The following is a 21,922-nucleotide window of genomic DNA, read 5'->3' as shown; positions in this document are numbered from 1 at the left end:
TCCAAGGGAGTATCAGCATGTTCCGATGGCTTGCCCAGGGTCTGGGAAACGTAAGCGTTAATCGCAAACTCGGTGCAGGCTTCGGCCTGGTGCTGTTTCTCACAGTGATGATCGCGTTCACCGGCTGGTCCGGCCTGGGCAATGTCATCAGCCGGGGCGACAAGCTGGGGTTCATCGCCAGTCTCAACGACTTGAGCCAGGACCTGAATCTGGCAAGCATCGAGTACAACACCACACGCGGCGAGAAAGGACCACAACCGGTCAACGACCTGCTTGGCCGACTCGAAGCCGGGCTCAATACCGCTCGCCAGTTGATTGAACAACCGGCCGATGTGGCGCTGATCGATAAACAACTGGCCGCCGTCACGGAATACAAAGGCGCCTTTGCCCAGATGACCCGCGCCACCGTCAGCCGCGAAGATGCCCGCAGCAAGCTGGGCGCCAACGCCGACAATGCCGTGGCCCGCGTCGCCGACGTTGAAAAGGCGCTGCTGCAATCGGGCGATATCTCGTCCTTCAACAGCATCGTGACCCTGAGTAAAGCGGTCCAGCAAGCGCGTTATCAGGTGCGCGGTTATACCTACAGCGGTAAGAGCGATGCCCAGCAACCCGCCCTCGAGGCCATCGATAACGTACTCAAGCTGCTGGCTCGTTTGCCCGAGCAGTTGCCTGAGGAATATCGGGCCAACCTGCAACAGGCCAACGACTCGTTCAACCTCTATCGCGCGGCTGTCAGCCAGTTCCGAGACTCGCAGATCGACAACGCCGCGGCGCTCCAGCGCATGACCGAGCAAGGCCAGGTGTTGATGGACGCCAGCCAGAAACTGACCGTCTCCCAGACCGCCGTGCGTGACCGTGACGCCGCCCAGGCCAAGACCGTCCTGATCGTCGCCGCCGCGCTGGCGCTGCTGTTGGGTGTGGTCGCCGCTTTGTTCATCACCCGTCAGATCGTCGGCCCTCTCGGCCAGACCTTGACGGTGGCCGAACGCGTAGCCGCTGGCGACCTGACCTATAACCTCACCTCAGATCGGCGCGACGAACTGGGCCAACTGCAACGCGCCATGCACAGCATGACCGTGGGCCTGCGCCAGTTGATCGGTGGCATCGGCGAAGGCGTCACGCAGATCGCCAGCGCCGCCGAACAACTCTCCGCCGTCACCGAACAGACCAGTGCCGGGGTCAACAGCCAGAAAGTGGAAACCGACCAGGTCGCCACCGCCATGCATGAAATGACCGCCACGGTGCAGGAAGTGGCACGTAATGCCGAGGAAGCGTCCGAAGCCGCCGTCGCCGCCGACCAGCAGGCCCGCGAGGGTGAGCGGGTGGTGAGCGAAGCCATCTCCCAGATCGAACGCCTGGCACTCGAAGTGGGTAACTCCACCGCGGCGATGGGCGACCTCAAGCGCGAAAGCGACAAGATCGGCAGCGTGCTCGACGTGATCAAGTCCGTGGCCCAGCAAACCAACCTGCTGGCCCTCAACGCCGCCATCGAGGCCGCCCGTGCCGGTGAGGCCGGACGTGGCTTCGCCGTGGTGGCCGATGAAGTCCGCAGCCTGGCCCAGCGCACCCAGAAGTCCACCGAAGAGATCGAAGAGCTGATCCTGGGCCTGCAGAACGGCACCCAACAGGTCGCCACGATCATGGACAACAGCCGCGGCCTGACCGACAGCAGCGTCGAACTGACGCGCCGCGCCGGCGGTTCCCTGGAAAACATCACCCGCACCGTCTCGGCGATCCAATCGATGAACCAACAGATCGCCGCGGCCGCCGAACAGCAGAGCGCCACGGCCGAAGAGATCAACCGCAGCGTGCTCAATGTGCGCGACGTCTCCGAACAAACCTCGGCCGCCAGCGAAGAAACCGCCACCTCCAGCGCCGAGCTGGCCCGCCTGGGCGTTCACTTGCAGACGTTGGTGGGTCGGTTCAAGGTCTAGCACCGGCAACAGCCAGGGCGGGGCACGGATTGCTTCGCCCTGGAAATACGCCGGCCTATTTCCTACAGATCGCTCGTCTATGGTCGATACTCTCCTCATAAGGCCTATAAAACGGTTCGAGGGGAGTATCAACATGTTCAGTTGGCTGACCGAGAAGCTGGGAAATGTAAGCGTCAATCGCAAACTGGGCGTCGGTTTTGGCCTGGTGCTGTTCATGACCCTCCTGAGCACCCTCGCCGGCTGGAACAGCCTGAGCAGCGTGATCAGCCGCGCAGACAAGCAGGCCTCCATCTCCAGCCTCAACGAGTTGGCCAAGGACCTTCGAGTCGCCCGCCTCGACTACGAGATGCGTCGCGGCGAACAAGGGCCGGCAGCCGTGAGCGACTACCTGGCCAAGCTTCAAGGGAGCCTCCAGGCGGCCCTCGATCGATTCGTGCGACCAGCGGACCGCGACCTGCTCAACCAACAGTTGGCCAACCTCGACGAATACAAGCGCGCTTTTGCCGACATGACCCAGGCGACGCAGGATCGCGAGTCGGCCCGATCCAAGTTGGGCGCCAACGCCGACAATGCCGTGGCCAAGGTTACTGAAGTCGAGAACGCCTTGCGCCAAGGCGATAGCATTGCCCCGTTCAACGACGTGGTCGAGTTGAGCAAGCTGATCCAGCAGGCCCGCTACCAGGTCCGCGGCTACACCTACAGCGGCAAGGCCGATGCCGAACAGCCGGCGTTGGACGCCATCGACAACGTCCTGAAAAACCTGGAAGGCTTGCCAGGCAAACTGCCGGAGCAACACACCGCCAACCTGCAACAGGCCACCGAATCGATGAAAGCCTATCGCGCGGCGGTCAGCCAGTTCCGCGATTCCCAGGTCGCCACCGCCTCGGCTCTGAAGAAAATGACACAAGAGGAGACCCGCCTGAATGACCTGAGCAATCAGTTGACGACCTCGCAGACCGAGAAACGCAATGAAGAAACGGCCAGCGCAAAAAGCACGCTGATCATCGTCACCGTACTGGCGCTGGCGTTTGGCCTGCTGGCCGCCTGGCTCATCACCCGGCAGATCGTCGTGCCGCTGCAACAGACCCTGGTGGCACTGGAACGGGTGGCCTCCGGCGACCTGAGCCAGAACCTCGAGGTTCGTCGCCGCGATGAGATGGGGCAGTTGCAAAGCAGCCTGCAACGGATGGTGGTCAGCCTGCGGCAACTGATCGGCGGCATCGGCGAAGGCGTCACGCAGATCGCCAGCGCCGCCGAACAACTCTCCGCCGTCACCGAACAGACCAGCGCCGGGGTCAACAACCAGAAAGTGGAAACCGATCAGGTCGCCACCGCCATGCACGAAATGACTGCCACGGTGCAGGAAGTGGCACGTAATGCCGAGGAAGCGTCCGAAGCCGCCGTCGCCGCCGACCAGCAGGCTCGCGAGGGTGAGCGGGTGGTGGGCGAAGCCATCGCGCAGATCGAACGCCTGGCCGAGGAAGTCGGCCACTCCACCACCGCCATGAGCGACCTCAAGCGCGAAAGCGACAAGATCGGCAGCGTGCTCGACGTGATCAAGTCCGTGGCCCAGCAAACCAACCTGCTGGCCCTCAACGCCGCCATCGAAGCCGCCCGCGCCGGTGAGGCCGGACGTGGCTTCGCCGTGGTCGCCGACGAAGTCCGCAGCCTGGCCCAGCGCACCCAGAAGTCCACCGAAGAGATCGAAGAGCTGATCCTGGGCCTGCAGAACGGCACCCAGCAAGTCGCCACAATCATGGACAACAGCCGCGGCCTGACCGACAGCAGCGTCGAACTGACGCGCCGTGCTGGCGGTTCCTTGGAAAACATCACCCGTACCGTCTCGGCGATCCAGTCGATGAACCAACAGATCGCTGCGGCCGCCGAACAGCAGAGCGCCACGGCCGAGGAGATCAACCGCAGCGTGCTGAATGTGCGGGATGTGTCGGAGCAGACTTCTGCGGCCAGTGAAGAGACTGCGGCTTCGAGTGCTGAACTGGCGCGGTTGGGGGTGCATTTGCAGACGTTGGTGGGGCGGTTCAGGGTTTAGCTTGGTCTTGTTGGTGGTGCTCTCTGGGTTGTGTGTATATCCGTTGCTGCGGTTACGGCCGCTGGCGGTTCCGCCCTTACGGCGGGTCACTTTTGGATAAGGCGCCAAAAGTAACCAAAAGCGCCTTGCCCCACCACTGGGCACCTCGCTTAGGCGAGGTGTTCCCTCACTCCGGCATTGCTCCGTGGGCCCGCCGCGAAGGGCCATCCATGGCCCAGCGCGGCTATCCCGGCATCCATGCCGGGATACCCACTACGCAATGCCTGCGTTCGGCCCTTGTGGTTGATGGGGCCCCAAGATCAAAAGCAGGATCAAAAGCAAAAGCGAGGCGGCTTAACAGCCGGCTCGCGAGCCGGCTCTGGTCCCATAGCGGGCCCAGCCAATATCCAGGCCAACAATCCGTCAGCTCGAGGCTACGCAGCCTTGCGCCATTGCCTACAGCTACGCCAGAATCCGCCGGCTTGTGCGTCTCGGCCCCCCAGGCCTAATGTCTGCGGGTCGCTATCGGCTTAGCGATCGGGTTTAGCAGCCTGGACAATCCTAGACGTGCGCTCTCCACATGCGTGAGCAGGCTTCGGTGCCTACTCATTTATGTCATGGCGATTGTGCGTGGGAGACTTTCGAGTCTGCCGGGTTCTAGGGTCCCGGTCTGCTAACCCGCGTACAGTCGCCACCCTTCTCGTTTAGCAGCGATGTCTGGCGACTCCATTACCCTAGGAGCGTCAAGCATGTACAAGGTCACACCTAACCCACCAGAACCAGAAACCGATACCAAAAAACTTCAGGAAGCCACTGATCGTGCGCTCGATGACTACCTGAACCCAAAACAGACCAAGCCCGAGGACGAACAGACTTCGGGCCAGTTATTTACTGTCGTTGACGGCGTCGATACTGAGAGCATGCTGGCCAACCTAAGCGAAACCCTGGCTTCAGCGAATACCATGATCAACAACCTTGCATTCGACCTGGATGGTTCGCGGCGTCATTTTGCCCTAGGCATTCAGCAACTGATTGAGCTGGGCGGTTTGTTGACGAATCGAATGCTGGACGAACTCAATACACAACCTTGAGCGCACCTAAAACGTGGCGAAGCAGCTTGCTCCCGCTCGACCGCGCAGTGGACGTCAATAAAGAGGGCGGCTGCGCCACCCAGCGGGAGCAAGCTCCCTCGCCACGAGCAGCCTGCTTCCATACCAAAGCCGTTGCCGTTGCCGTTGCCGTTGCCGTTGCCGTTGCCGTTGCCGTTGCCGTTGCCGTTGCCGTTGGCTTTGGCTTTGGCTTTGGCTTTGGCTTTGGATCTTGATCTTGAGCGCCCCATTAACCACAAGGGCCGAACGCAGGCATTGCGTAGTGGGCAACCCGGCATGGATGCCGGGTTAGCCGCGCTGGGCCATGGATGGCCCTTCGCGGCGGGCCCACGGAGCGATGCCGGAGTGAGGGAACACCTCGCCTAAGCGAGGTGCCCAGTGGTGGGGCAAGAGCGTTTTGCTTACTTTTGCGCTTTTCAAAAGTAAGCCGCCGTAAGGGCGGAACCCCAAGCCGCCGTAACCGCAGCAACGGATATCCCCCAAATACCCAGACCAACAAAAAGCCCCGAATCTTTGCAGAAGCGGGGCTTTTTGCGGATCAGGCCAATTGAGGCTGCGTGCTCAACGGCTGAAGCGGTAGCAACGGCGCATGAGGATCGGCCTTCACCGATGCACGCCACGCCGCCAGCCACTCCGGATGAGCCTCGCTCCAGACCTGCTGATGCAGGCGCGACAGGGCCACCGGGTCGCTCAACAGTGCCAGGCGCTCGCCGTTGTTCAGCCCCGACGGGCCGACCTTGAGGGCATGGCGCACGCGTTCGACCCGCAGCCACTCGATCGGCTCGGCCTTGCCGTGCCGCGAGGTGGCCAGCGCGTAGGCCAGGGCGTTCTGTTGCGGATCGACCACCGCCCGGATGAAGCCGTCGTTCAGCGCGTGCCAACGGTTTTCATGGGTGTACTGGTCAGTCGACACCAGTTCCTGTGGCGGCGCGTATTCCTCAGGGATCAGGAACAGGTTTTCGTCACGGGACTTCAGGCCCAAGCCGACGCGGCTGGAGATCACCGACACCGGGATCGACAGCATCAGCGAACCGACGATCGGCACCAGCCACCACAGGAAGCTTGGGTTCAGCCAGATCACCAGCAAGGCCCAGAAGAAGCCCAGCAGGGTTTGCGGGCCGTGGCGCTTGACCGCCTCGCTCCAAGGAGTGGAGTCGTCGTCACGTTGCGGCGAATTCCAGGTCGCGGCCCAGCCGAGGAACGCGGCGAGCACGAAACGGGTGTGGAAGATCATCCGCACCGGCGCCAGCAGCATGGAGAACAGCATCTCCAGCAGCATCGACAAGGTGACCTTGAACTTGCCACCGAACTCTTTCGCGCCCTTGGCCCAGATCAGCACGATGCTCAGCAGTTTGGGCAGGAACAACAGCACGATGGTGGTCGAGAACAGGGCGATGGCCTTGTCCGGATGCCATTGCGGCCACAGCGGATAGAGCTGGCGCGGTTCGAGGAAGTACTGCGGCTCCATCAGCGTGTTCACCGCCAGCAGCGCGGTGGACAGCACCAGGAAGAAGAACCACAGCGGCGCCGACAGGTACGACATCACGCCGGTCAGGAACACCGCACGGTGCACCGGGTGCATGCCCTTGACCAGGAACAGCCGGAAGTTCATCAGGTTGCCGTGGCACCAGCGACGGTCACGCTTGAGTTCGTCCAGCAGGTTCGGCGGCAACTCTTCGTAGCTGCCTGGCAGGTCATAGGCAATCCAGACGCCCCAGCCGGCACGACGCATCAGCGCGGCTTCGACGAAGTCGTGGGACAGGATCGCCCCTGCGAACGCGCCTTTACCGGGCAGTGGCGCCAGGGCGCAATGCTCGATGAACGGCTTCATGCGGATGATCGCGTTATGGCCCCAGTAGTGGGATTCGCCCAGCTGCCAGAAGTGCAGGCCGGCCGTGAACAGCGGACCGTACACCCGGGTGGCGAACTGCTGCATGCGCGCATACAGCGTGTCCATGCCCGAGGCCTTCGGCGCGGTCTGGATGATGCCGGCGTCCGGCGTCGCTTCCATCAGGCGCACAAGGCTGGTCAGGCACTCGCCGCTCATGACGCTGTCGGCGTCGAGCACGACCATGTACTTGTAGTCACTGCCCCAGCGACGGCAGAAGTCGTCGAGGTTACCGCTCTTGCGCTTCACGCGACGGCGACGGCGACGGTAGAAAATCTTGCCGAAGCCCCCGGCTTCACGGCAGACGTCCAGCCAGGCCTGCTGCTCGGCGACACAGATATCGGTTTCGTTACTGTCGCTGAGCACGAAGAAGTCGAAGCGGTCCAGGTCGCCGGTGGCGGCCACCGACTCGAAGGTCGCGCGCAAGCCGGCGAAAACCCGCGGCACGTCTTCGTTGCAGATCGGCATCACCAGAGCGGTGCGGGCGTCCTTGGGAATCGGCTCGTTGCCGGCACTGGCACCGGAGATACGGTACTTGTCGTGGCCAGTGAGCAGCTCAAGAAAGCCCATCAATGCGGTCCAGAAACCCGCCGACACCCAGCAGAACAGGATCCCGAACAGGATCAGGATGCTGGTTTGCAGAGCATACGGCAGCACCTGCGTAGCGGTCTGGGACAGCGGTTGATGCAGGACTTCGTCCAGGTCCACCAACGACCAGCCCTGGTACGGCATGATGCCTTTCATGTACCAGCCGGCGACGATGGTCTGGCCGAGCATCAGGATCAGCAGGATATAACGACGGATCGACCCCACCGTACGCCAACGGGCGTGTGGCAGCACACGCTCGTCCTTGGGCGGCTTCGGCGGGTTGGTCCGGCCGGTCAGGCGCCGCCAGCCGCGCACCAGGATGTTGGTGCGCCAGGGTTCCGGCACGACCTTGGTCCGACGAATCGGCGGCGTCGCCTTGAGGCATACCCGGCCGCTGGCGTCGAGCCCCAGCATTTCGGCGTCGGCAAGCTCCTCGGCGGTGCTCAGGGTCAAGCGACGACCCACCGAAGCCTGCGCCGCCTCTTCAGGGGCGTCGAACGTCGACGACGAAAGGCGCTCATGCAGTTCGCTGAAGGACTTGCAGCCCGCCAGTTCGGCGCGCTGCTCGTCGGTCATGGGCAAATGGGCCAGGTACTCGCTGAGTGACTCTGGCTTGACTGGCGTATTACTCATCGGCTGGCAACTGATAGCTCCAGGTCTCGGTCAGGACTTGTTCAGTCGCTTCCGGTTCCTGCGGGGTTGGGGTCGCTTCAACGGCAGCGGAAGCAGACTTGACGGCCTTGGCTTCCTCCTGCCCTTTTTCCTTGGCGGTTTCTTTTTCGCTCTGCTGCCTGGCGACCTTGTCAGCCTTGGCCAGCGTCGTGGTGACGGTGTGCGCCGCGGCCGGCGCCTCGACAGGCGTCAACGGACGTACCAGCGCTGCGCGCATCTCGGTGGCCTGCTTGGCGTCCTTGATCTTCATGCGCAGGGTCAGGCGCCAGCCCTTGGTTTCCGGGTTGTAGCGCACGCTGTTCTCGACGATCTCGGCGTTGTCGCCGACGCTGACCTGGCTACGCACCTCGGCGTCTTCCGGCAGGGCCTGCAACGAAGGACCCTCGAAATCCACCAGGTAGGCCACGCTGCCATCCGGCTGGCGGATCAGGTTGGATTGTTTCACGTCACCGGTGGAACGCAGGGTCTGCTTGACCCAGGCGCTGTCCGGCGAATGCAGGCTGGCTTCGTCGAGGGTCCAGTGCAGGCGGTAGCTGAAGTCCAGCGGTTGGCCGGGCTCAGGCAGTTTTTCCGGGCTCCAGAACGCAACGATGTTGTCGTTGGTTTCGTCGGCGGTGGGGATTTCCACCAGGTCGACAGTGCCCTTGCCCCAATCGCCTTTCGGCTCGATCCAGGCACTTGGACGCTTGTCGTAGCGGTCATCCAGGTCTTCGTAGTGGCTGAAATCGCGGCCACGTTGCAACAGGCCGAAACCGCGTGGGTTCTCCACCGAGAAATTGCTCACGGCCAGGTGTTTCGGGTTGTTCAGCGGACGCCAGATCCACTCGCCGTTGCCGGCATGGATCGACAGGCCGCTGGAGTCGTGCAGCTCGCGACGGTAGTTGAGCACCTTGGAAGGCTGGTTGGCGCCGAACAGGTACATGCTGGTCAACGGGGCAACGCCCAGCTTGGTCACGCGATCACGCAGGAACATGCGCGACTTCACGTCGACCACGGTGTCGGTGCCCGGACGCAGGGTCAGGCGGTAGGCGCCCGTGGCCCGTGGCGAATCCAGCAGGGCAAAGATCACCAGGTGCTTGTCGGTCGGTTTCGGGCGCTGGATCCAGAACTCGCGAAAGCGCGGGAATTCTTCACCGGAAGGCAGTGCCGTGTCGATGGCCATGCCACGGGCGGACAAGCCATAGACCTGGCCCTTGCCGATGACGCGGAAGTAGCTCGCGCCCAGCATGGTCATGATTTCGTCTTGCTTGTCGGCCTTGTTGATCGGGTACAGCACGCGGAAACCCGCATAGCCCAACTGCTCGGTGGCCTTTGGATCGAATTTGACATCGCCGAAATCGAAGCGCGAAGGATCGTATTTGATCTCTTCGACGTTCGTGGCGGTGATTTCGTTGATTTTCACCGGCGTGTCGAAATGCATGCCTTGGTGATAGAACGACAGCCGGAACGGCGTCTTCTGGTCGGCCCATTCGGCTTTTTCGGTGCGGAAACGGATTTTTTGATAGTCAGCGAATTTCATTTCGCGGAATTCGTTCGGCAGATTGCTGCGCGGGGCTTCATATTTTTGCCCGGCCAGTTCTTGAGCCTTCGCCGATACATCATCCAGGCTGAATGCCCACAGTTGGCCCGCGCCGAACAGGCACAACAGGGCCGAGCCCGCTACCAGAGCGTTTCTAAACCGTTTGGCAGACATTTTTGGTGCATTACAGGGACTAACAATCACGAGCAACCCTCGCCGAAAACAGATCAAAAAACCAACGGCCAGATAAAGTATCTGCTGGGTATCGGCTTTGAAAAAACCGACCTCGCGGACCACTCCTGCCAAGTTGGCGAGCATTGTTCCGACTCCGATGGAAGAAAATGATTCCCCAAACGGTCCAGGACAAGTCTCTACCTAAGTCAAATGGACCAGCGAATGCCGGTCCCCCGTAGCGCGCGATTATCTAGTAGGCCGCGTGACAACGCATCAGGGGCAACAAAGTATTTATCGAGAAAACTCCTAGTTTTTCCTGGAAAAAGGCCTGAAAAGATGTTTCAAACGCTTTCAGACCTGTAACAGGAACGTTACCGGACCATCGTTGACCAGATGGACCTGCATGTCGGCGCCGAATCTACCTGATGCCACAGTGCCATGCACCTGTTTCGCCTGCGTGACCAGATACTTGAACAGTGCTTCCCCCTGGGCAGGAGGCGCGGCCGTCGAGAAGCTCGGGCGCAAACCGCTCTTGGTGTCCGCCGCCAGCGTGAACTGCGACACCAGCAGCAAACCACCCCCCACGTCGGCCAAGGACAGGTTCATCTTGCCGTCGGCGTCACTGAACACCCGATAGTTAAGCAGCTTATGCAGCAATTTGTCGGCACTGGCCTGGGTATCTTCAGGCTCGACCGCCACCAGCACGAGCAAGCCTTGGTCCACGGCACCGACCACCTCGCCGGCGACTTCGACCCGAGCGCCGCGAACCCGTTGCAACAGCCCCTTCATGCTTCTTCGGGCGGCAGGTCGAGCAGGCGCCGGGCCATCTGCCCGGCGGCGCGCACCAGCGCATCGGTAATGCCCGGCTCCGAAGCGGCGTGCCCGGCATCGCGGATCACCTGCAGTTCGCTGTTGGGCCAGTTCTGGTGCAGTTCCCAGGCGTTGTCCAGCGGGCAGATGACGTCGTAGCGACCGTGCACGATCACGCCCGGCAAATGCGCGATCTTGCCCATGTCGCGGATCAACTGGTTGGGCTCCAGGAAGGCGTTGTTGGTGAAGTAGTGGCATTCGATCCGGGCGATCGACAGCGCGCGTTGCGGCTCGGAGAAACGATCGACCACCAACGGGTTCGGGCGCAGGGTCGCGGTACGACCCTCCCAGATGGACCAGGCCTTGGCGGCGTGCATCTGGGCGATCTGGTCGTTACCGGTCAGGCGCTTGTGGAAGGCGCCCAGCAGGTCGTCGCGCTCGTCCAGCGGGATCGGCGCGATGTAGTCCTGCCAGTAGTCGGGGAACAGGCGACTGGCACCGGCCTGGTAGAACCACTCGATTTCCTGCGGGCGGCACAGGAAGATCCCACGCAGGATCAGGCCATGGACCCGCTCCGGATGCGTCTGGGCGTAGGCCAGGGCCAGGGTCGAGCCCCAGGAGCCGCCGAACAGCACCCACTTCTCGATGCCCAGGTGCTTGCGAATGCGCTCGAGGTCTTCGACCAGGTCCCAGGTGGTGTTGTTTTCCAGGCTGGCATGGGGCGTGGAGCGCCCGCAGCCACGCTGGTCGAAGGTGACGATGCGGTACAGGTTCGGGTCGAAATAGCGACGACTCTGGGCATCGCAGCCGGCACCCGGGCCACCGTGAATGAACACCACCGGCAGGCCTTCGGCAGAGCCGCTTTCATCGACATAGAGCGTGTGGGTTTCATCGACAGCCAGATCGTGCCGGGCATGGGGTTTGATCTGCGGGTACAAAGTCTGCATTGCGCGCTCCGTAAGGGGTCGAGTCATCCCTGTGGGGACTTCTATTTAGTCTGCCGTCCGGCATCATAAACCCGAATGACCTTAATGAGCATGCCCCCTGCCCCAAACAATAGAGAACCTTGTGGCGAGGGGATTCATCCCCGCTGGGTCGCGAAGCGGCCCCGACAATGCACGAGCCGCACCCACCATTTGGGACTGCTGCGCAGTCCAACGGGGATGAATCCCCTCGCCACACAGGCAGCGCGATAACCTTTATTTTTTATAAGTCTCCCGCCCCCAAGCCAGTAGGCCCTCGAGCAACTCCCGGATGACCACCCGGGTCGGCGCCGCGAGGTCGGCCCGATAGCTGAACGGCTCGAACTCTTCCATGTAGGTGCTCTGGCACAGTTCCAGTTGCACGGCGTGGATGTTTTCGGCCGGGTTACCGTAGTGCCGGGTGATGTGCCCGCCCTTGAAGCGCCCGTTGAGCACGTGGGTGAACGCGTCATGACGAGCGCAGATGGCTTCGAGCTGGCTGGCCAGCCTCGGGTCGCAACTGGCGCCGTTGAAGGTGCCGAGGTTGAAGTCCGGCAGCTTGCCGTCGAACAGGTGCGGGATCACCGAGCGGATCGAGTGGGCGTCGAACAGCAACGCGTAGCCGAACTCGGCCTTGAGCCGCGCCAGCTCCTGTTGCAAGGCCTGGTGATAAGGCATCCAGACCTGCTCCAGGTACCGGGCCCGCTCCTCGGCGGACGGTTCCTGCCCTTCACGGAACAACGGCACGCCATCGAACAGCGTCGCCGGGTACAGCCCCGTGGTGGCGCCCACGTACATCGGCTTGTCGTCGGCGGGACGGTTCAGGTCGATGACAAAACGCGAATACTCGCCAGCCAGGGTGCTGGCGCCCAGTTCGGCGGCAAAGTCGTAGAGCCTGGGGATGTGCCAGTCGGTGTCCGGCAGGCTCCGGGCCTCGGCGATCAACCCGGCCTCCACCGCCGGCGTCAGGCGCAAGCCCGCGTGGGGCATGCTGATCAACAGCGGCACGCGCCCCTGGGTGAAATTCAGGACCTTTTCCACAAGCGTTCTCCTCAATCGATTTCAACGCCGTGACGCACGACGCGTTTTTCCAGTTCGCCCCCGAGCCAGTACGACAGGTCGGCCGGGCGATCGATGTGCCAGGCGACGAAGTCGGCCACCTTGCCGGCTTCCAGCGAACCGTGGGTCCGGGCCATGCCCAAGGCCTGGGCGGCATGAATCGTCACGCCGGCCAAGGCTTCTTCCGGGGTCATCCGAAAGCAGGTGCAGGCCATGTTCAACATCAGGCGCACCGACAGCGCCGGCGAGGTGCCAGGGTTGAGATCGCTGGCCACGGCGATCTTCACGCCGTGCCGGCGCAGTGCATCCATCGGTGGCAACTGGGTTTCACGCAGGAAATAGAACGCCCCCGGCAGCAACACCGCCACCGTGCCTGAAGCGGCCATGGCGATGGCGTCGTCCTCGGTCATGAACTCCAGGTGATCGGCCGACAGCGCCTGGTAGCGGGCCGCCAGGCTCGAACCGTGCAACGACGACAACTGCTCGGCATGCAGCTTCACCGGCAGCCCCAGTTGTTGCGCGGTAATGAACACCCGCTCTACCTGCGCCGGGGAAAACGCCAGGTACTCGCAAAAGGCATCCACCGCATCCACCAGCCCCTCGGCCGCCAGGGCCGGGAGCATGACGGTGCAGATGTGCTCGATGTAGTCATCGGCGCGATCTTTGTATTCCGGTGGCAAGGCATGGGCCGCCAGGCAGGTGCTGCGCACGCACACCGGCAACTCGGCGCCCAGACGACGAATGACCCGCAGGATCTTGCGCTCGCTGGCCAGGTCCAGGCCGTAACCGGACTTGATTTCCACCGTGGTCACGCCGTCGCGCAGCAGGCTCTTCAGGCGCTTGGCGGCGCTGGCGAACAGTTCCTCTTCGCTGGCGGCGCGGGTCGCGCGCACGGTGCTGGCGATGCCACCACCGGCCGCGGCGATGTCGGCGTAGCTGACCCCTTGCAGGCGCTGCTCGAACTCACCGCTGCGGTTGCCGCCAAACACCGTGTGGGTGTGGCAGTCGATCAGTCCCGGCGTGACCCAGGCGCCCTTGAGGTCGTTGACCGCCGGATAGTCGCCGGCCGGCAGTTCTGCGCGCGGGCCGATCCAATGAATGTGTTCGCCCTGGGTGACGATGGCGGCGTCTTCGATGATCGCGTAGACGCCCTGGGCCATGGTCGCGGCGTGGCAGTTTTGCCAGAGGGTTTTCATCCCGGTTTCCTCGAATTATTCAAGATCGATTCGCGAGCAGGCTCGCTCCCACAAGGACTGCACAGAACCTGTGGGAGCGGGCTTGCTCGCGAAGACGGCGGCACATTCGACATTGATGCAAGCTGATCCTGCGCTTTCGCGAGCAAGCCCGCTCCCACAGGTATCGAGTAGGATCAACATCATGTGTGCTTGCTCGCGATGGTGTCCTTACAGGCTCGGCAACAACTGCGCCGTGACCAACTCGTTCAGGCAACGACTCGCCAACAGTTCACTGGCGGCATTGATGTCCGGCGCAAAGAACCGGTCCTTCTCATAAAACGGCACTTCTGCACGCAGCAGGCCACGGGCCTGCTCCAGCTTCGGCGAGGTCTTCAGGCCGCCGCGCAGGTCCAGGCCCTGGCACGCCGCCAGCCATTCCACCGCGAGAATCCCGCGGGTGTTCTCAGCCATCTCCCAAAGACGCTTGCCAGCGGCCGGGGCCATGGAAACGTGGTCTTCCTGGTTGGCCGAGGTCGGCAGGCTGTCCACCGAATGAGGATGGGCCAGCGCCTTGTTCTCGCTCGCCAGGGCCGCCGCGGTGACCTGGGCAATCATGAAGCCGGAGTTGACCCCGCCATTGCCCACCAGGAACGGCGGCAACTGCGACATGTGCTTGTCCATCATCAGCGAAATGCGGCGCTCGCTGAGCGAGCCGATTTCCGCGATCGCCAGGGCCATGTTGTCGGCGGCCATGGCCACCGGTTCGGCGTGGAAGTTGCCGCCGGAAATCACGTCACCTTCGGCGGCGAACACCAGCGGGTTGTCCGACACGGCGTTGGCTTCGATCACCAGCACCTCGGCGGCCTGGCGGAACTGGGTCAGGCACGCGCCCATCACTTGCGGTTGGCAGCGCAGGGAATATGGGTCCTGGACCTTGTCGCAGTTCTGGTGCGAGGCGGAGATTTCGCTGCGCTCGCCCAGCAAGTCGCGGTACGCCGCGGCGGCGTCGATCTGGCCTTTCTGGCCACGGGCGGCATGAATGCGGGCATCGAACGGCGAGCGCGAGCCGAGCACCGCTTCCACGGTCAGGCTGCCCAGGGCCAGGGCGCCGGCGAACAGGTCTTCGCCTTCGAACAGGCCACGCAGGGCGAACGCGGTGGACACCTGAGTGCCATTGAGCAGCGCCAGGCCTTCTTTCGCGGCCAGGGTCAGCGGTGCGAGACCGGCAACTTTCAAGGCCTCGACGGCCGGCAGCCATTCGCCTTTATAACGGGCCTTGCCTTCGCCCAGCAGCACCAGGGACATATGAGCCAGCGGCGCCAGGTCACCGGAAGCCCCGACCGAACCCTTGAGCGGGATGTGCGGATACACCTGGGCATTGACCAGCGCGATCAGCGCATCGATCACCTGCCGGCGAATGCCGGAAAAACCCCGGCTCAGGCTGTTGACCTTGAGCACCATGATCAACCGCACCAGCGCATCGCTGATCGGCTCGCCCACACCGGCGGCATGGGACAGCACGAGCGAGCGCTGCAGGTTTTCCAGATCTTCGCTGGCAATGCGGGTCGAGGCCAGCAGGCCGAAACCGGTGTTGATGCCGTAGGCGGTGCGGTTCTCGGCGAGGATCTGCTCCACGCACGCCACGCTGGCTTCGATTTGCGCCGAAGCACTGGCGTCGAGGCTCAGTGTCACCGGCTGCTGATAGATGTCACGCAATTGAGCCAGGCTCAGTTGGCCGGGGATCAAGTTCAACGCTGTCATTTCCTGCTCCTTTTGAGAGTTTTTATGTATCCGCCAGTCGCTCCGGAATGTTCCGTTATCCGTCACCTTCGCTTTGTGGGCGATGCCTTGTGGGCAAGAGGTGCCTTGGCACGCTGGCGGTTGTGTTCAATTCATATTCGGTAACGCGTCATGCAGCACGTAGGGGTCCTTCAGCAACGCGGCGGCACTGGCGATGTCGGGCGCCAACCAGCGGTCCTGGTCGTAGGGCGGAACCCGTTCACGCAGCAGTTGCCAGGCAACGCCGGTGCCGGCGCCGAAGCGTTGCCCCTTGAGAAATTCGAAGGCCTGGGCCGCCAGCAGGTACTCGATGGCAAGGATCTGGGTGCAGTTTTCCAACGCACCGTGCAGCTTCAAGGCCGCGTTGGTGCCCATGCTCAGGTGATCCTCCTGCAAACCCGAGGTCACGTAGTTATCGAGCACCGCCGGTTGCGCCAACTGACGGTTCTGCGCACACAAAGAGGCGGCGACGTACTGCACGATCATCATCCCCGAGTTCACGCCGGGGTTGGCCACCAGGAACGCCGGCAGGCCGCTGACGTGCGGGTTGATCAAGCGGTCGAGGCGGCGCTCGGCGATGGAGCCGATTTCCGCCATGGCAATCGCCAGCAGGTCCGCCGCCAAGGCCACCGATTGGCCGTGGGGGTTGGCCTGGGACATGACCCGGAAGTTTTCCGGCGTACCCAGCAACAGCGGGTTATCGGTGACCGCGTTGAGTTCGGTTTCGATCTGCTGCCGGGCATGCGCCAACTGGTCGCGAGCGGCCCCGTGCACCTGGGGGATCGAGCGGATGCTCAAGGCATCCTGGGTGCGAATGCCCAGGCTCGAGGCAATCACTTCGCTGCCGTCGAGCAAGGCGCGCAAATTGGCTCCGACCTGCTGCATGCCGGGGTGCGGCTTGAGGGCGATGATCTCGGCGTCGAACGCGGCAATCTGTCCGCGCTGGGCCTCGAAGCTCATGGCGCCGACGACATCGGCCCATTGCACCAGGCGGGTCGCATCGGCCAGGGCCAGGCAACTCAAGCCGGTCATGCATGGCGTGCCGTTGACCAGGCACAAACCGTCCTTGGCCCCCAGTTGCACCGGTTGCAGGCCTTCGGCAGCCAGGGCCTGTTGCGCCGGAACGATTTGCCCGCGGTAGCTGACCTGCCCAACACCCAGCAGGGCAATGCTGATGTGGGCCATGTGGGTCAGGTAACCCACCGACCCCTGGGACGGCACTTGCGGGGTGATGCCGCGATTGAGCAACGCCAGCAGCGCTTCGACCACCCGGCGATGAATACCGGACTTGCCCTGGCTGTAGTTGAGGATGGCGGCGCAGAGAATCGCCCGCGCCTGCTCATCGGCCAGCGGCGCGCCGACGCCACAGGCATGGCTGAGCAAGGTGTTGCGCGACAGCTGGCTGAGTTGTTCGTCCTTGAGCGAGACATTGCATAAGGCCCCCAGGCCGGTGTTGACGCCATAGGCGCGCTCGCCGCTTTCGACGATGCGCTGCACGATGGCCTGGGCATTGTCGATCCGCGCCCAGGCCTGAGCCGACAGCTCAAGCGGAGCGCCGAAACGGGCGACGGCGACCACGTCCTGCCAACGCAGGGGGACATCGGCGATGATGATTTTTTCAGCCTGGGACATCTAAAGCCTCATACACATAAAGTTGCCAATAACATTTGTGGCGAGGGGATTTATCCCCGCTGGGCTGCGTAGCAGCCCCAAACCAAGCAATGAAGTCAACCTGATACAACTGAGTTACAGATAGTCGGGGCTGCTACGCAGCCCAGCGGGGATAAATCCCCTCGCCACAACAACACCAACCTGCAAATCAGTGCACAGCCTCAAACCACCGCCGCCCGGCGCTGCACGAACCGATCGACATACTCATCCGCCGGCGAGTGCAGGATCTCTCGCGGCGTGCCGACCTGGATCAGCTTGCCGTCCTTGAGGATCGCGATGCGGTTGCCGATGCGCACGGCTTCGTCGAGGTCGTGGGTGATGAACACGATGGTCTTGTGCAGGGTCTTTTGCAGCTCCAGCAACTGGTCCTGCATTTCCGCGCGGATCAGCGGGTCAAGGGCGCTGAAGGCCTCGTCCATCAGGATAATGTCGGTGTCCGCCGCCAACGCTCGGGCCAGGCCCACGCGCTGGCGCATGCCGCCGGAGAGCTGGTGCGGGTATTTGTTCTCGTAGCCCTTCAGGCCCACGGTGTTGATCCAGTGCAGCGCCCGCTCGGTGCAGACTTGCTTGCTTTCGCCGCGCACCTTCAAGCCGTAGGCGACGTTGTCCAGCACGCTCTTGTGGGGCAGCAGGCCGAAGCTCTGGAACACCATGCTGATCTTGTGCCGGCGAAATTCGCGCAGGGCGTCCATGTCCAGTTGCAGGATGTCCTCGCCGTCCACCAGGATCGCGCCGCTGGTGGGGTCGATCAGCCGGTTGAAATGGCGCACCAGGGTGGACTTGCCCGAGCCGGACAGGCCCATGATCACGAAGATTTCGCCGGTGCCGATGCTCAGCGACAGGTCGTTGACCCCGACCACGCAACCGGTTTCGGCCAGCACCTGGTCCTTGGTCTTGTTCTGGCGGATCAGGTCCAGGGCGTCCTTGGGGCGATTGCCGAAGATCTTGAAGACGTTCTTGACTTCGATTTTGCTGATGGCGGTGTTGTTCATTTGCTCACCTCATGCCGAGGGCGACCATAGGCCTGGGTAATGCGGTCGATGACCACGGCGAGAATCACGATGGCCAGGCCGGCTTCCAGGCCGCGTCCGACGTTGAGGGTCTGGATGCCCACCAGCACGTCTTCGCCCAAGCCACGGGCACCGATCATCGAGGCGATGACCACCATCGACAGGGCCATCATGGTGGTCTGGTTGATCCCGGCCATGATGCTCGGCAGGGCCAGGGGCAGTTGCACGCCGAACAGCTGTTGCCAGCGGTTGGCGCCGAAGGCATTGATGGCTTCCATCACTTCGCCGTCCACCTGGCGGATGCCCAGGTCGGTGAGGCGAATCAGGGGCGGCGCGGCATAGATCACCGTGGCGAAGATCGCCGGGACCTTGCCCAGGCCGAACAGCATCAGCACCGGAATCAGGTACACGAAGCTGGGCATGGTCTGCATGATGTCCAGCAACGGCATCAGCACCGAGCGCAGGCGGTTGCTGCGCGCCGAGAGGATGCCCAGCGGAATGCCGATCAACACCGAGATCAGCGTCGCGACCAGCATCAACGCGAGGGTCTGCATCAGTTTGTCCCACAGGCCCACCGCGCCCACCAGGAACAACAGGCCGACGATCACCGCCGTGGCCACGACCTTGCGCGTGGCGTGCCAGGCAATGCCACCGACGATGGCCAGCATCAACCACCACGGCGCCAGGCGCAGCAGGCCTTCGAGGTTGACGATGGCCCACAGCAACGTGTCGGAGATGTGCCGGAACACATCGCCATAGTTGGTCACCAGTGAATCGACCCAACCGTTGACCCAATCGGCGATGGAAAAGGTAAAGCTTTCGGGAAACATAAGAGACTCTCGATCAAAGGGATGCGGTGAACGTCCCGGCCAGCCCTGTGGTTGGCCGGGAAGAATTCGACCTACAGAGCCGCGTCGATTTTCTTGGCAGCGTCTTCACTGACCCAGGCGTGCCAGACTTCAGGATGTTCCTTCAGGAAGATCTTCGCCAGTTTTGGCGACTCGATCCGCTCTTTAGCCATGCGCCCCAGGTTCTGGTTCAAGATATCGATGGGCAGGTTGACCTTTTCCAGTACCGCGACCAGTTCCGGTGCCTCGTCGTGGAACGTCTTGGACAGGCCGACCTTGATGCTCACGCTCTTGTCCACGCCCGGTTTTTCTTCCAGTTTTACCAGGTCCACCTGGCCCATCAGCGGCGTGGGCGACCAGTAGTAGAACAGGATCGGCTCGCCACGCTTGTAGCTCGACAGCACGGCGGCATCCAGCGCCGGGCCGGTACCAGGGCGGAAGTTGGTGTAGGTATTTTCCAGGCCATAGCTTTTCAGCATTTCGCTGTTGTCCAGCTCGCAGGTCCAACCGGCCGGGCAATTGTAGAAGCGGCCCTTGGACGGTTCTTCCGGGTCCTTGAACACGGCGGCGTACTGACCCAGGTCGGCAATGTTCTTCAGGCCCGGTGCCTTGGCTTCGAGCTTGCGCTTGGCATCGCCTTCCACCACGTAGCGCGGCACGTACCAACCCTCGATGGCGCCCACCACCGGCGCCCCGACGCCGACCACCTTGCCGGCCTTCTCGGCCTTGTTCCAGACCTCGCTGCGGCCGACCCACTCTTCGGCAAACACCTGGATGTCGTTGCTGCTCAGGGCGTTTTCCATGGTGATGGAGTTACCCGGCAGGCTGTCGGTCTTGCAGCCGTAGCCTTTTTCCAACACCACTTGCAGGACGTCGGTCAGCAGCATGCCGCTTTCCCAGTTCAGGCCGGCGAACTTCACCGGTTTGCCCGACTCGCACCAACCCGCCGCTTGCGTGGCGCCGGCACTGGCCAGCAGGCCCATGGAAAGCAACGTGGTCAGCAGGGTCTTGTTCGATTTCATTGTGTGACGCTCCTAATCATTTGAGTTGGCTTACGGCAGTCAAGAGGCATCCAGCCCTGTCAACGTCCCATCAGGCCGCGTGAACGCGGCCCGCCCTGCTCGGTTGTGCGTCAACCGTGTCCTGCTCGACCGGCAGGATCAATTGATCGGGTACTGCGCTGTGCCACCGCTTGGCGAGGACGTAGTACAGCGCCGCCGGGACCACCAGGCCGATGATCCACGAGATGTCCACGCCCCCCATCGCGGCCACCAGCGGGCCGGTAAGGAACTTGGTAGAAATGAACGGCAACTGGACCAGTACACCCAAGGCATAGACGCTGATACCCAAGGCGTTCCAGCGACCGTAGCGACCGTTTGGATCAGCCAGCGCCGGCACGTCATAGCGCTCGCGCGTGATGCAGTAGTAGTCCACCAGGTTGATCGCGCTCCAAGGCGTGAAGAACGCCAGCAAGAACAGGATGAACGACTTGAAGGCACCCAGGAACGAGTGCTGGCCGAGCAACGCGATCAGGGTCGCGGCGCCGACGATGACCAGCACGAAGGCCAGGCGCTGCAAGCGCGTTACGTTCAGGTGGCCACGAAAGCCGCTGATGATGGTCGCGATGCACATGAAGCTGCCGTAGGAGTTCAGCGTGGAAATGGTGACCTTGCCGAACGCGATGCTGAAGTACAGCAGCGCAGCCGTGGCACCAGCGCCGCCCAAGCCCACGATGTAGGCCACTTCGTGACCCGCGAACTGCCCGTTGGCCGAAGCGGCGGCAAACACGCCGAGGATCATCGCCACCTGCGCGCCGATGACCGAGCCGGCGCCCGCGGCGAAAAAGGTTTTCACCGAGGACGTCTTGCTCGGCAGGTAGCGCGAATAGTCGGCCACGTAGGGGCCGAAGGCGATCTGCCAGGACGCCGCGAGCGACACCGCCAGCAGGAAGCTGCTCCAGCTGAAATGACGGATTTGCAAGAGTGCACCCACGTCCACCTGGCTGATCAGGCGAGCGAACAGGTACACAAAGGCAATCACGCCAATCACGCTGGCGACACGGCCGATGAAATGGATCACCCGATAACCCAGCACCGTGACCAGCACGATGACGCTGGCGAAAATGAGGATGCCGACACTGTCGCTGACGCCAAACAACTGGCCCAGCGCCTGGCCGGACAGCACGGTTCCGGTTGCGGTGAACCCCAGGTACATCAGGCACACCAGTACGATTGGGATGGCCGCGCCATAGACGCCGAACTGCACCCGGCTGGAGATCATCTGCGGCAGGCCGAGCCTGGGACCTTGCGCGGCATGCAACGCCATGACGCCACCGCCCAGCAGTTGGCCGATCAGCAGCCCGATCAACGACCAGAACACATCACCGCCCAGCACCACCGCCAAGGCACCGGTGACAATCGCCGTGATTTGCAGGTTGGCCCCCATCCAGAGGGTGAACTGGCTCAACAATCGACCATGCCTCTCCGCTTCCGGGATGTAGTCGATCGAGCGTTTCTCGATCAACGGCTTGCTGCTTGCACCTGTGCTGCTGGTGGCCATGGTTCAACCTCTGTGGATTGTTCTGGGTTCCTGTGGAGCCTGCTTCCTGTGGGAGCGAGCTTGCTCGCGATAGCGGTGTATCAGCCGATGCCGGTGTCGAATCTGATGACGCCTTCGCGAGCAAGCCCGCTCCCAC

The 21,922-nt window shown here is 62.7% G+C and carries 15 protein-coding genes and 1 pseudogene; 3 read left to right on the top strand and 13 right to left on the bottom strand.

What is annotated here, in order from left to right:
- The first annotated feature begins 17 nt into the window (after positions 1-17).
- The 3 genes from V3H56_RS01865 (at position 18) to V3H56_RS01855 (ending at position 5,054) form a co-directional block, all read left to right on the top strand.
- The gene (locus V3H56_RS01865; RefSeq protein WP_042732688.1) at positions 18-1,934 is read left to right on the top strand and encodes a methyl-accepting chemotaxis protein; all 1,917 of its coding nucleotides are present in this window, start codon (positions 18-20) and stop codon (positions 1,932-1,934) included.
- A gap of 133 nt (positions 1,935-2,067) precedes the next feature.
- Positions 2,068-3,984: a methyl-accepting chemotaxis protein gene (locus tag V3H56_RS01860; protein ID WP_338474153.1), complete on the top strand. Its 1,917-nt coding sequence runs from the start codon at positions 2,068-2,070 to the stop codon at positions 3,982-3,984.
- Between the two features lie 728 nt (positions 3,985-4,712).
- A complete protein-coding gene (locus V3H56_RS01855) occupies positions 4,713-5,054 on the top strand; it encodes a DUF6124 family protein (protein WP_123579398.1) in 342 nt (113 codons plus the stop codon).
- A 556-nt stretch (positions 5,055-5,610) separates the two neighbouring features.
- Here the strand turns inward: V3H56_RS01855 and mdoH are convergent.
- The 13 genes and pseudogenes from mdoH to V3H56_RS01790 all read right to left on the bottom strand — a co-directional run.
- Positions 5,611-8,181, bottom strand: coding sequence for a glucans biosynthesis glucosyltransferase MdoH (gene mdoH / locus V3H56_RS01850; protein WP_053148582.1), 2,571 nt, complete (start codon positions 8,179-8,181; stop codon positions 5,611-5,613).
- On the bottom strand, positions 8,174-9,913 hold the full coding sequence (locus V3H56_RS01845; RefSeq protein WP_218187111.1) for a glucan biosynthesis protein G: 1,740 nt from the start codon (positions 9,911-9,913) through the stop codon (positions 8,174-8,176). Before V3H56_RS01845 ends, mdoH begins: the two co-directional genes overlap by 8 nt.
- Before the next feature lie 351 nt (positions 9,914-10,264).
- The gene (gene dtd / locus V3H56_RS01840) at positions 10,265-10,702 is read right to left on the bottom strand and encodes a D-aminoacyl-tRNA deacylase (protein ID WP_047736147.1); all 438 of its coding nucleotides are present in this window, start codon (positions 10,700-10,702) and stop codon (positions 10,265-10,267) included.
- The gene (gene pip, locus V3H56_RS01835; protein WP_042732670.1) at positions 10,699-11,670 is read right to left on the bottom strand and encodes a prolyl aminopeptidase; all 972 of its coding nucleotides are present in this window, start codon (positions 11,668-11,670) and stop codon (positions 10,699-10,701) included. The genes dtd and pip overlap by 4 nt, the downstream gene beginning before the upstream one ends.
- Positions 11,671-11,922: 252 nt before the next feature.
- On the bottom strand, positions 11,923-12,726 hold the full coding sequence (gene hutG, locus V3H56_RS01830; RefSeq protein ID WP_338474152.1) for an N-formylglutamate deformylase: 804 nt from the start codon (positions 12,724-12,726) through the stop codon (positions 11,923-11,925).
- A gap of 11 nt (positions 12,727-12,737) precedes the next feature.
- On the bottom strand, positions 12,738-13,940 hold the full coding sequence (gene hutI / locus V3H56_RS01825) for an imidazolonepropionase (protein WP_338474151.1): 1,203 nt from the start codon (positions 13,938-13,940) through the stop codon (positions 12,738-12,740).
- A 207-nt stretch (positions 13,941-14,147) separates the two neighbouring features.
- On the bottom strand, positions 14,148-15,680 hold the full coding sequence (hutH, locus tag V3H56_RS01820; protein WP_338474150.1) for a histidine ammonia-lyase: 1,533 nt from the start codon (positions 15,678-15,680) through the stop codon (positions 14,148-14,150).
- A 126-nt stretch (positions 15,681-15,806) separates the two neighbouring features.
- Positions 15,807-17,330: a histidine ammonia-lyase gene (hutH, locus tag V3H56_RS01815; protein WP_338474149.1), complete on the bottom strand. Its 1,524-nt coding sequence runs from the start codon at positions 17,328-17,330 to the stop codon at positions 15,807-15,809.
- Positions 17,331-17,530: 200 nt separating this feature from the next.
- The gene (locus V3H56_RS01810) at positions 17,531-18,361 is read right to left on the bottom strand and encodes a glycine betaine/L-proline ABC transporter ATP-binding protein (protein ID WP_052497403.1); all 831 of its coding nucleotides are present in this window, start codon (positions 18,359-18,361) and stop codon (positions 17,531-17,533) included.
- Positions 18,358-19,209, bottom strand: a complete 852-nt coding sequence (locus tag V3H56_RS01805; RefSeq protein ID WP_047736151.1) for a proline/glycine betaine ABC transporter permease — start codon at positions 19,207-19,209, stop codon at positions 18,358-18,360. Before V3H56_RS01805 ends, V3H56_RS01810 begins: the two co-directional genes overlap by 4 nt.
- Positions 19,210-19,280: 71 nt before the next feature.
- A complete protein-coding gene (locus V3H56_RS01800) occupies positions 19,281-20,249 on the bottom strand; it encodes an ABC transporter substrate-binding protein (RefSeq protein ID WP_053148595.1) in 969 nt (322 codons plus the stop codon).
- 70 nt (positions 20,250-20,319) lie between these two features.
- Positions 20,320-21,786, bottom strand: a complete 1,467-nt coding sequence (locus V3H56_RS01795; RefSeq protein WP_338474148.1) for a cytosine permease — start codon at positions 21,784-21,786, stop codon at positions 20,320-20,322.
- Between the two features lie 46 nt (positions 21,787-21,832).
- Positions 21,833-21,922, bottom strand: a pseudogene (locus tag V3H56_RS01790) (metal ABC transporter ATP-binding protein); the annotation flags it as partial.

Source organism: Pseudomonas sp. MS646, from assembly GCF_036693845.1.
In the GTDB taxonomy this organism is placed as follows: Bacteria; Pseudomonadota; Gammaproteobacteria; order Pseudomonadales; family Pseudomonadaceae; genus Aquipseudomonas; species Aquipseudomonas chlororaphis_E.
Note: the sequence above shows the minus strand (reverse complement) of the source record. Positions and strands in the feature narration are given on the sequence as shown.

Excerpts from the sequence above, each read along its gene's own strand:
- V3H56_RS01860 (WP_338474153.1), top strand. The coding sequence starts at position 2,068 with ATGTTCAGTTGGCTGACCGAGAAGCTGGGAAATGTAAGCGTCAATCGC.
- pip (WP_042732670.1), bottom strand. The coding sequence starts at position 11,670 with ATGCAGACTTTGTACCCGCAGATCAAACCCCATGCCCGGCACGATCTG.
- V3H56_RS01795 (WP_338474148.1), bottom strand. The coding sequence starts at position 21,786 with ATGGCCACCAGCAGCACAGGTGCAAGCAGCAAGCCGTTGATCGAGAAA.
- hutH (WP_338474150.1), bottom strand. The coding sequence starts at position 15,680 with ATGACAGCGTTGAACTTGATCCCCGGCCAACTGAGCCTGGCTCAATTG.
- V3H56_RS01800 (WP_053148595.1), bottom strand. The coding sequence starts at position 20,249 with ATGAAATCGAACAAGACCCTGCTGACCACGTTGCTTTCCATGGGCCTG.
- mdoH (WP_053148582.1), bottom strand. The coding sequence starts at position 8,181 with ATGAGTAATACGCCAGTCAAGCCAGAGTCACTCAGCGAGTACCTGGCC.
- V3H56_RS01845 (WP_218187111.1), bottom strand. The coding sequence starts at position 9,913 with ATGTCTGCCAAACGGTTTAGAAACGCTCTGGTAGCGGGCTCGGCCCTG.
- dtd (WP_047736147.1), bottom strand. The coding sequence starts at position 10,702 with ATGAAGGGGCTGTTGCAACGGGTTCGCGGCGCTCGGGTCGAAGTCGCC.
- V3H56_RS01810 (WP_052497403.1), bottom strand. The coding sequence starts at position 18,361 with ATGAACAACACCGCCATCAGCAAAATCGAAGTCAAGAACGTCTTCAAG.
- hutI (WP_338474151.1), bottom strand. The coding sequence starts at position 13,940 with ATGAAAACCCTCTGGCAAAACTGCCACGCCGCGACCATGGCCCAGGGC.
- hutH (WP_338474149.1), bottom strand. The coding sequence starts at position 17,330 with ATGTCCCAGGCTGAAAAAATCATCATCGCCGATGTCCCCCTGCGTTGG.
- V3H56_RS01805 (WP_047736151.1), bottom strand. The coding sequence starts at position 19,209 with ATGTTTCCCGAAAGCTTTACCTTTTCCATCGCCGATTGGGTCAACGGT.
- V3H56_RS01855 (WP_123579398.1), top strand. The coding sequence starts at position 4,713 with ATGTACAAGGTCACACCTAACCCACCAGAACCAGAAACCGATACCAAA.
- V3H56_RS01865 (WP_042732688.1), top strand. The coding sequence starts at position 18 with ATGTTCCGATGGCTTGCCCAGGGTCTGGGAAACGTAAGCGTTAATCGC.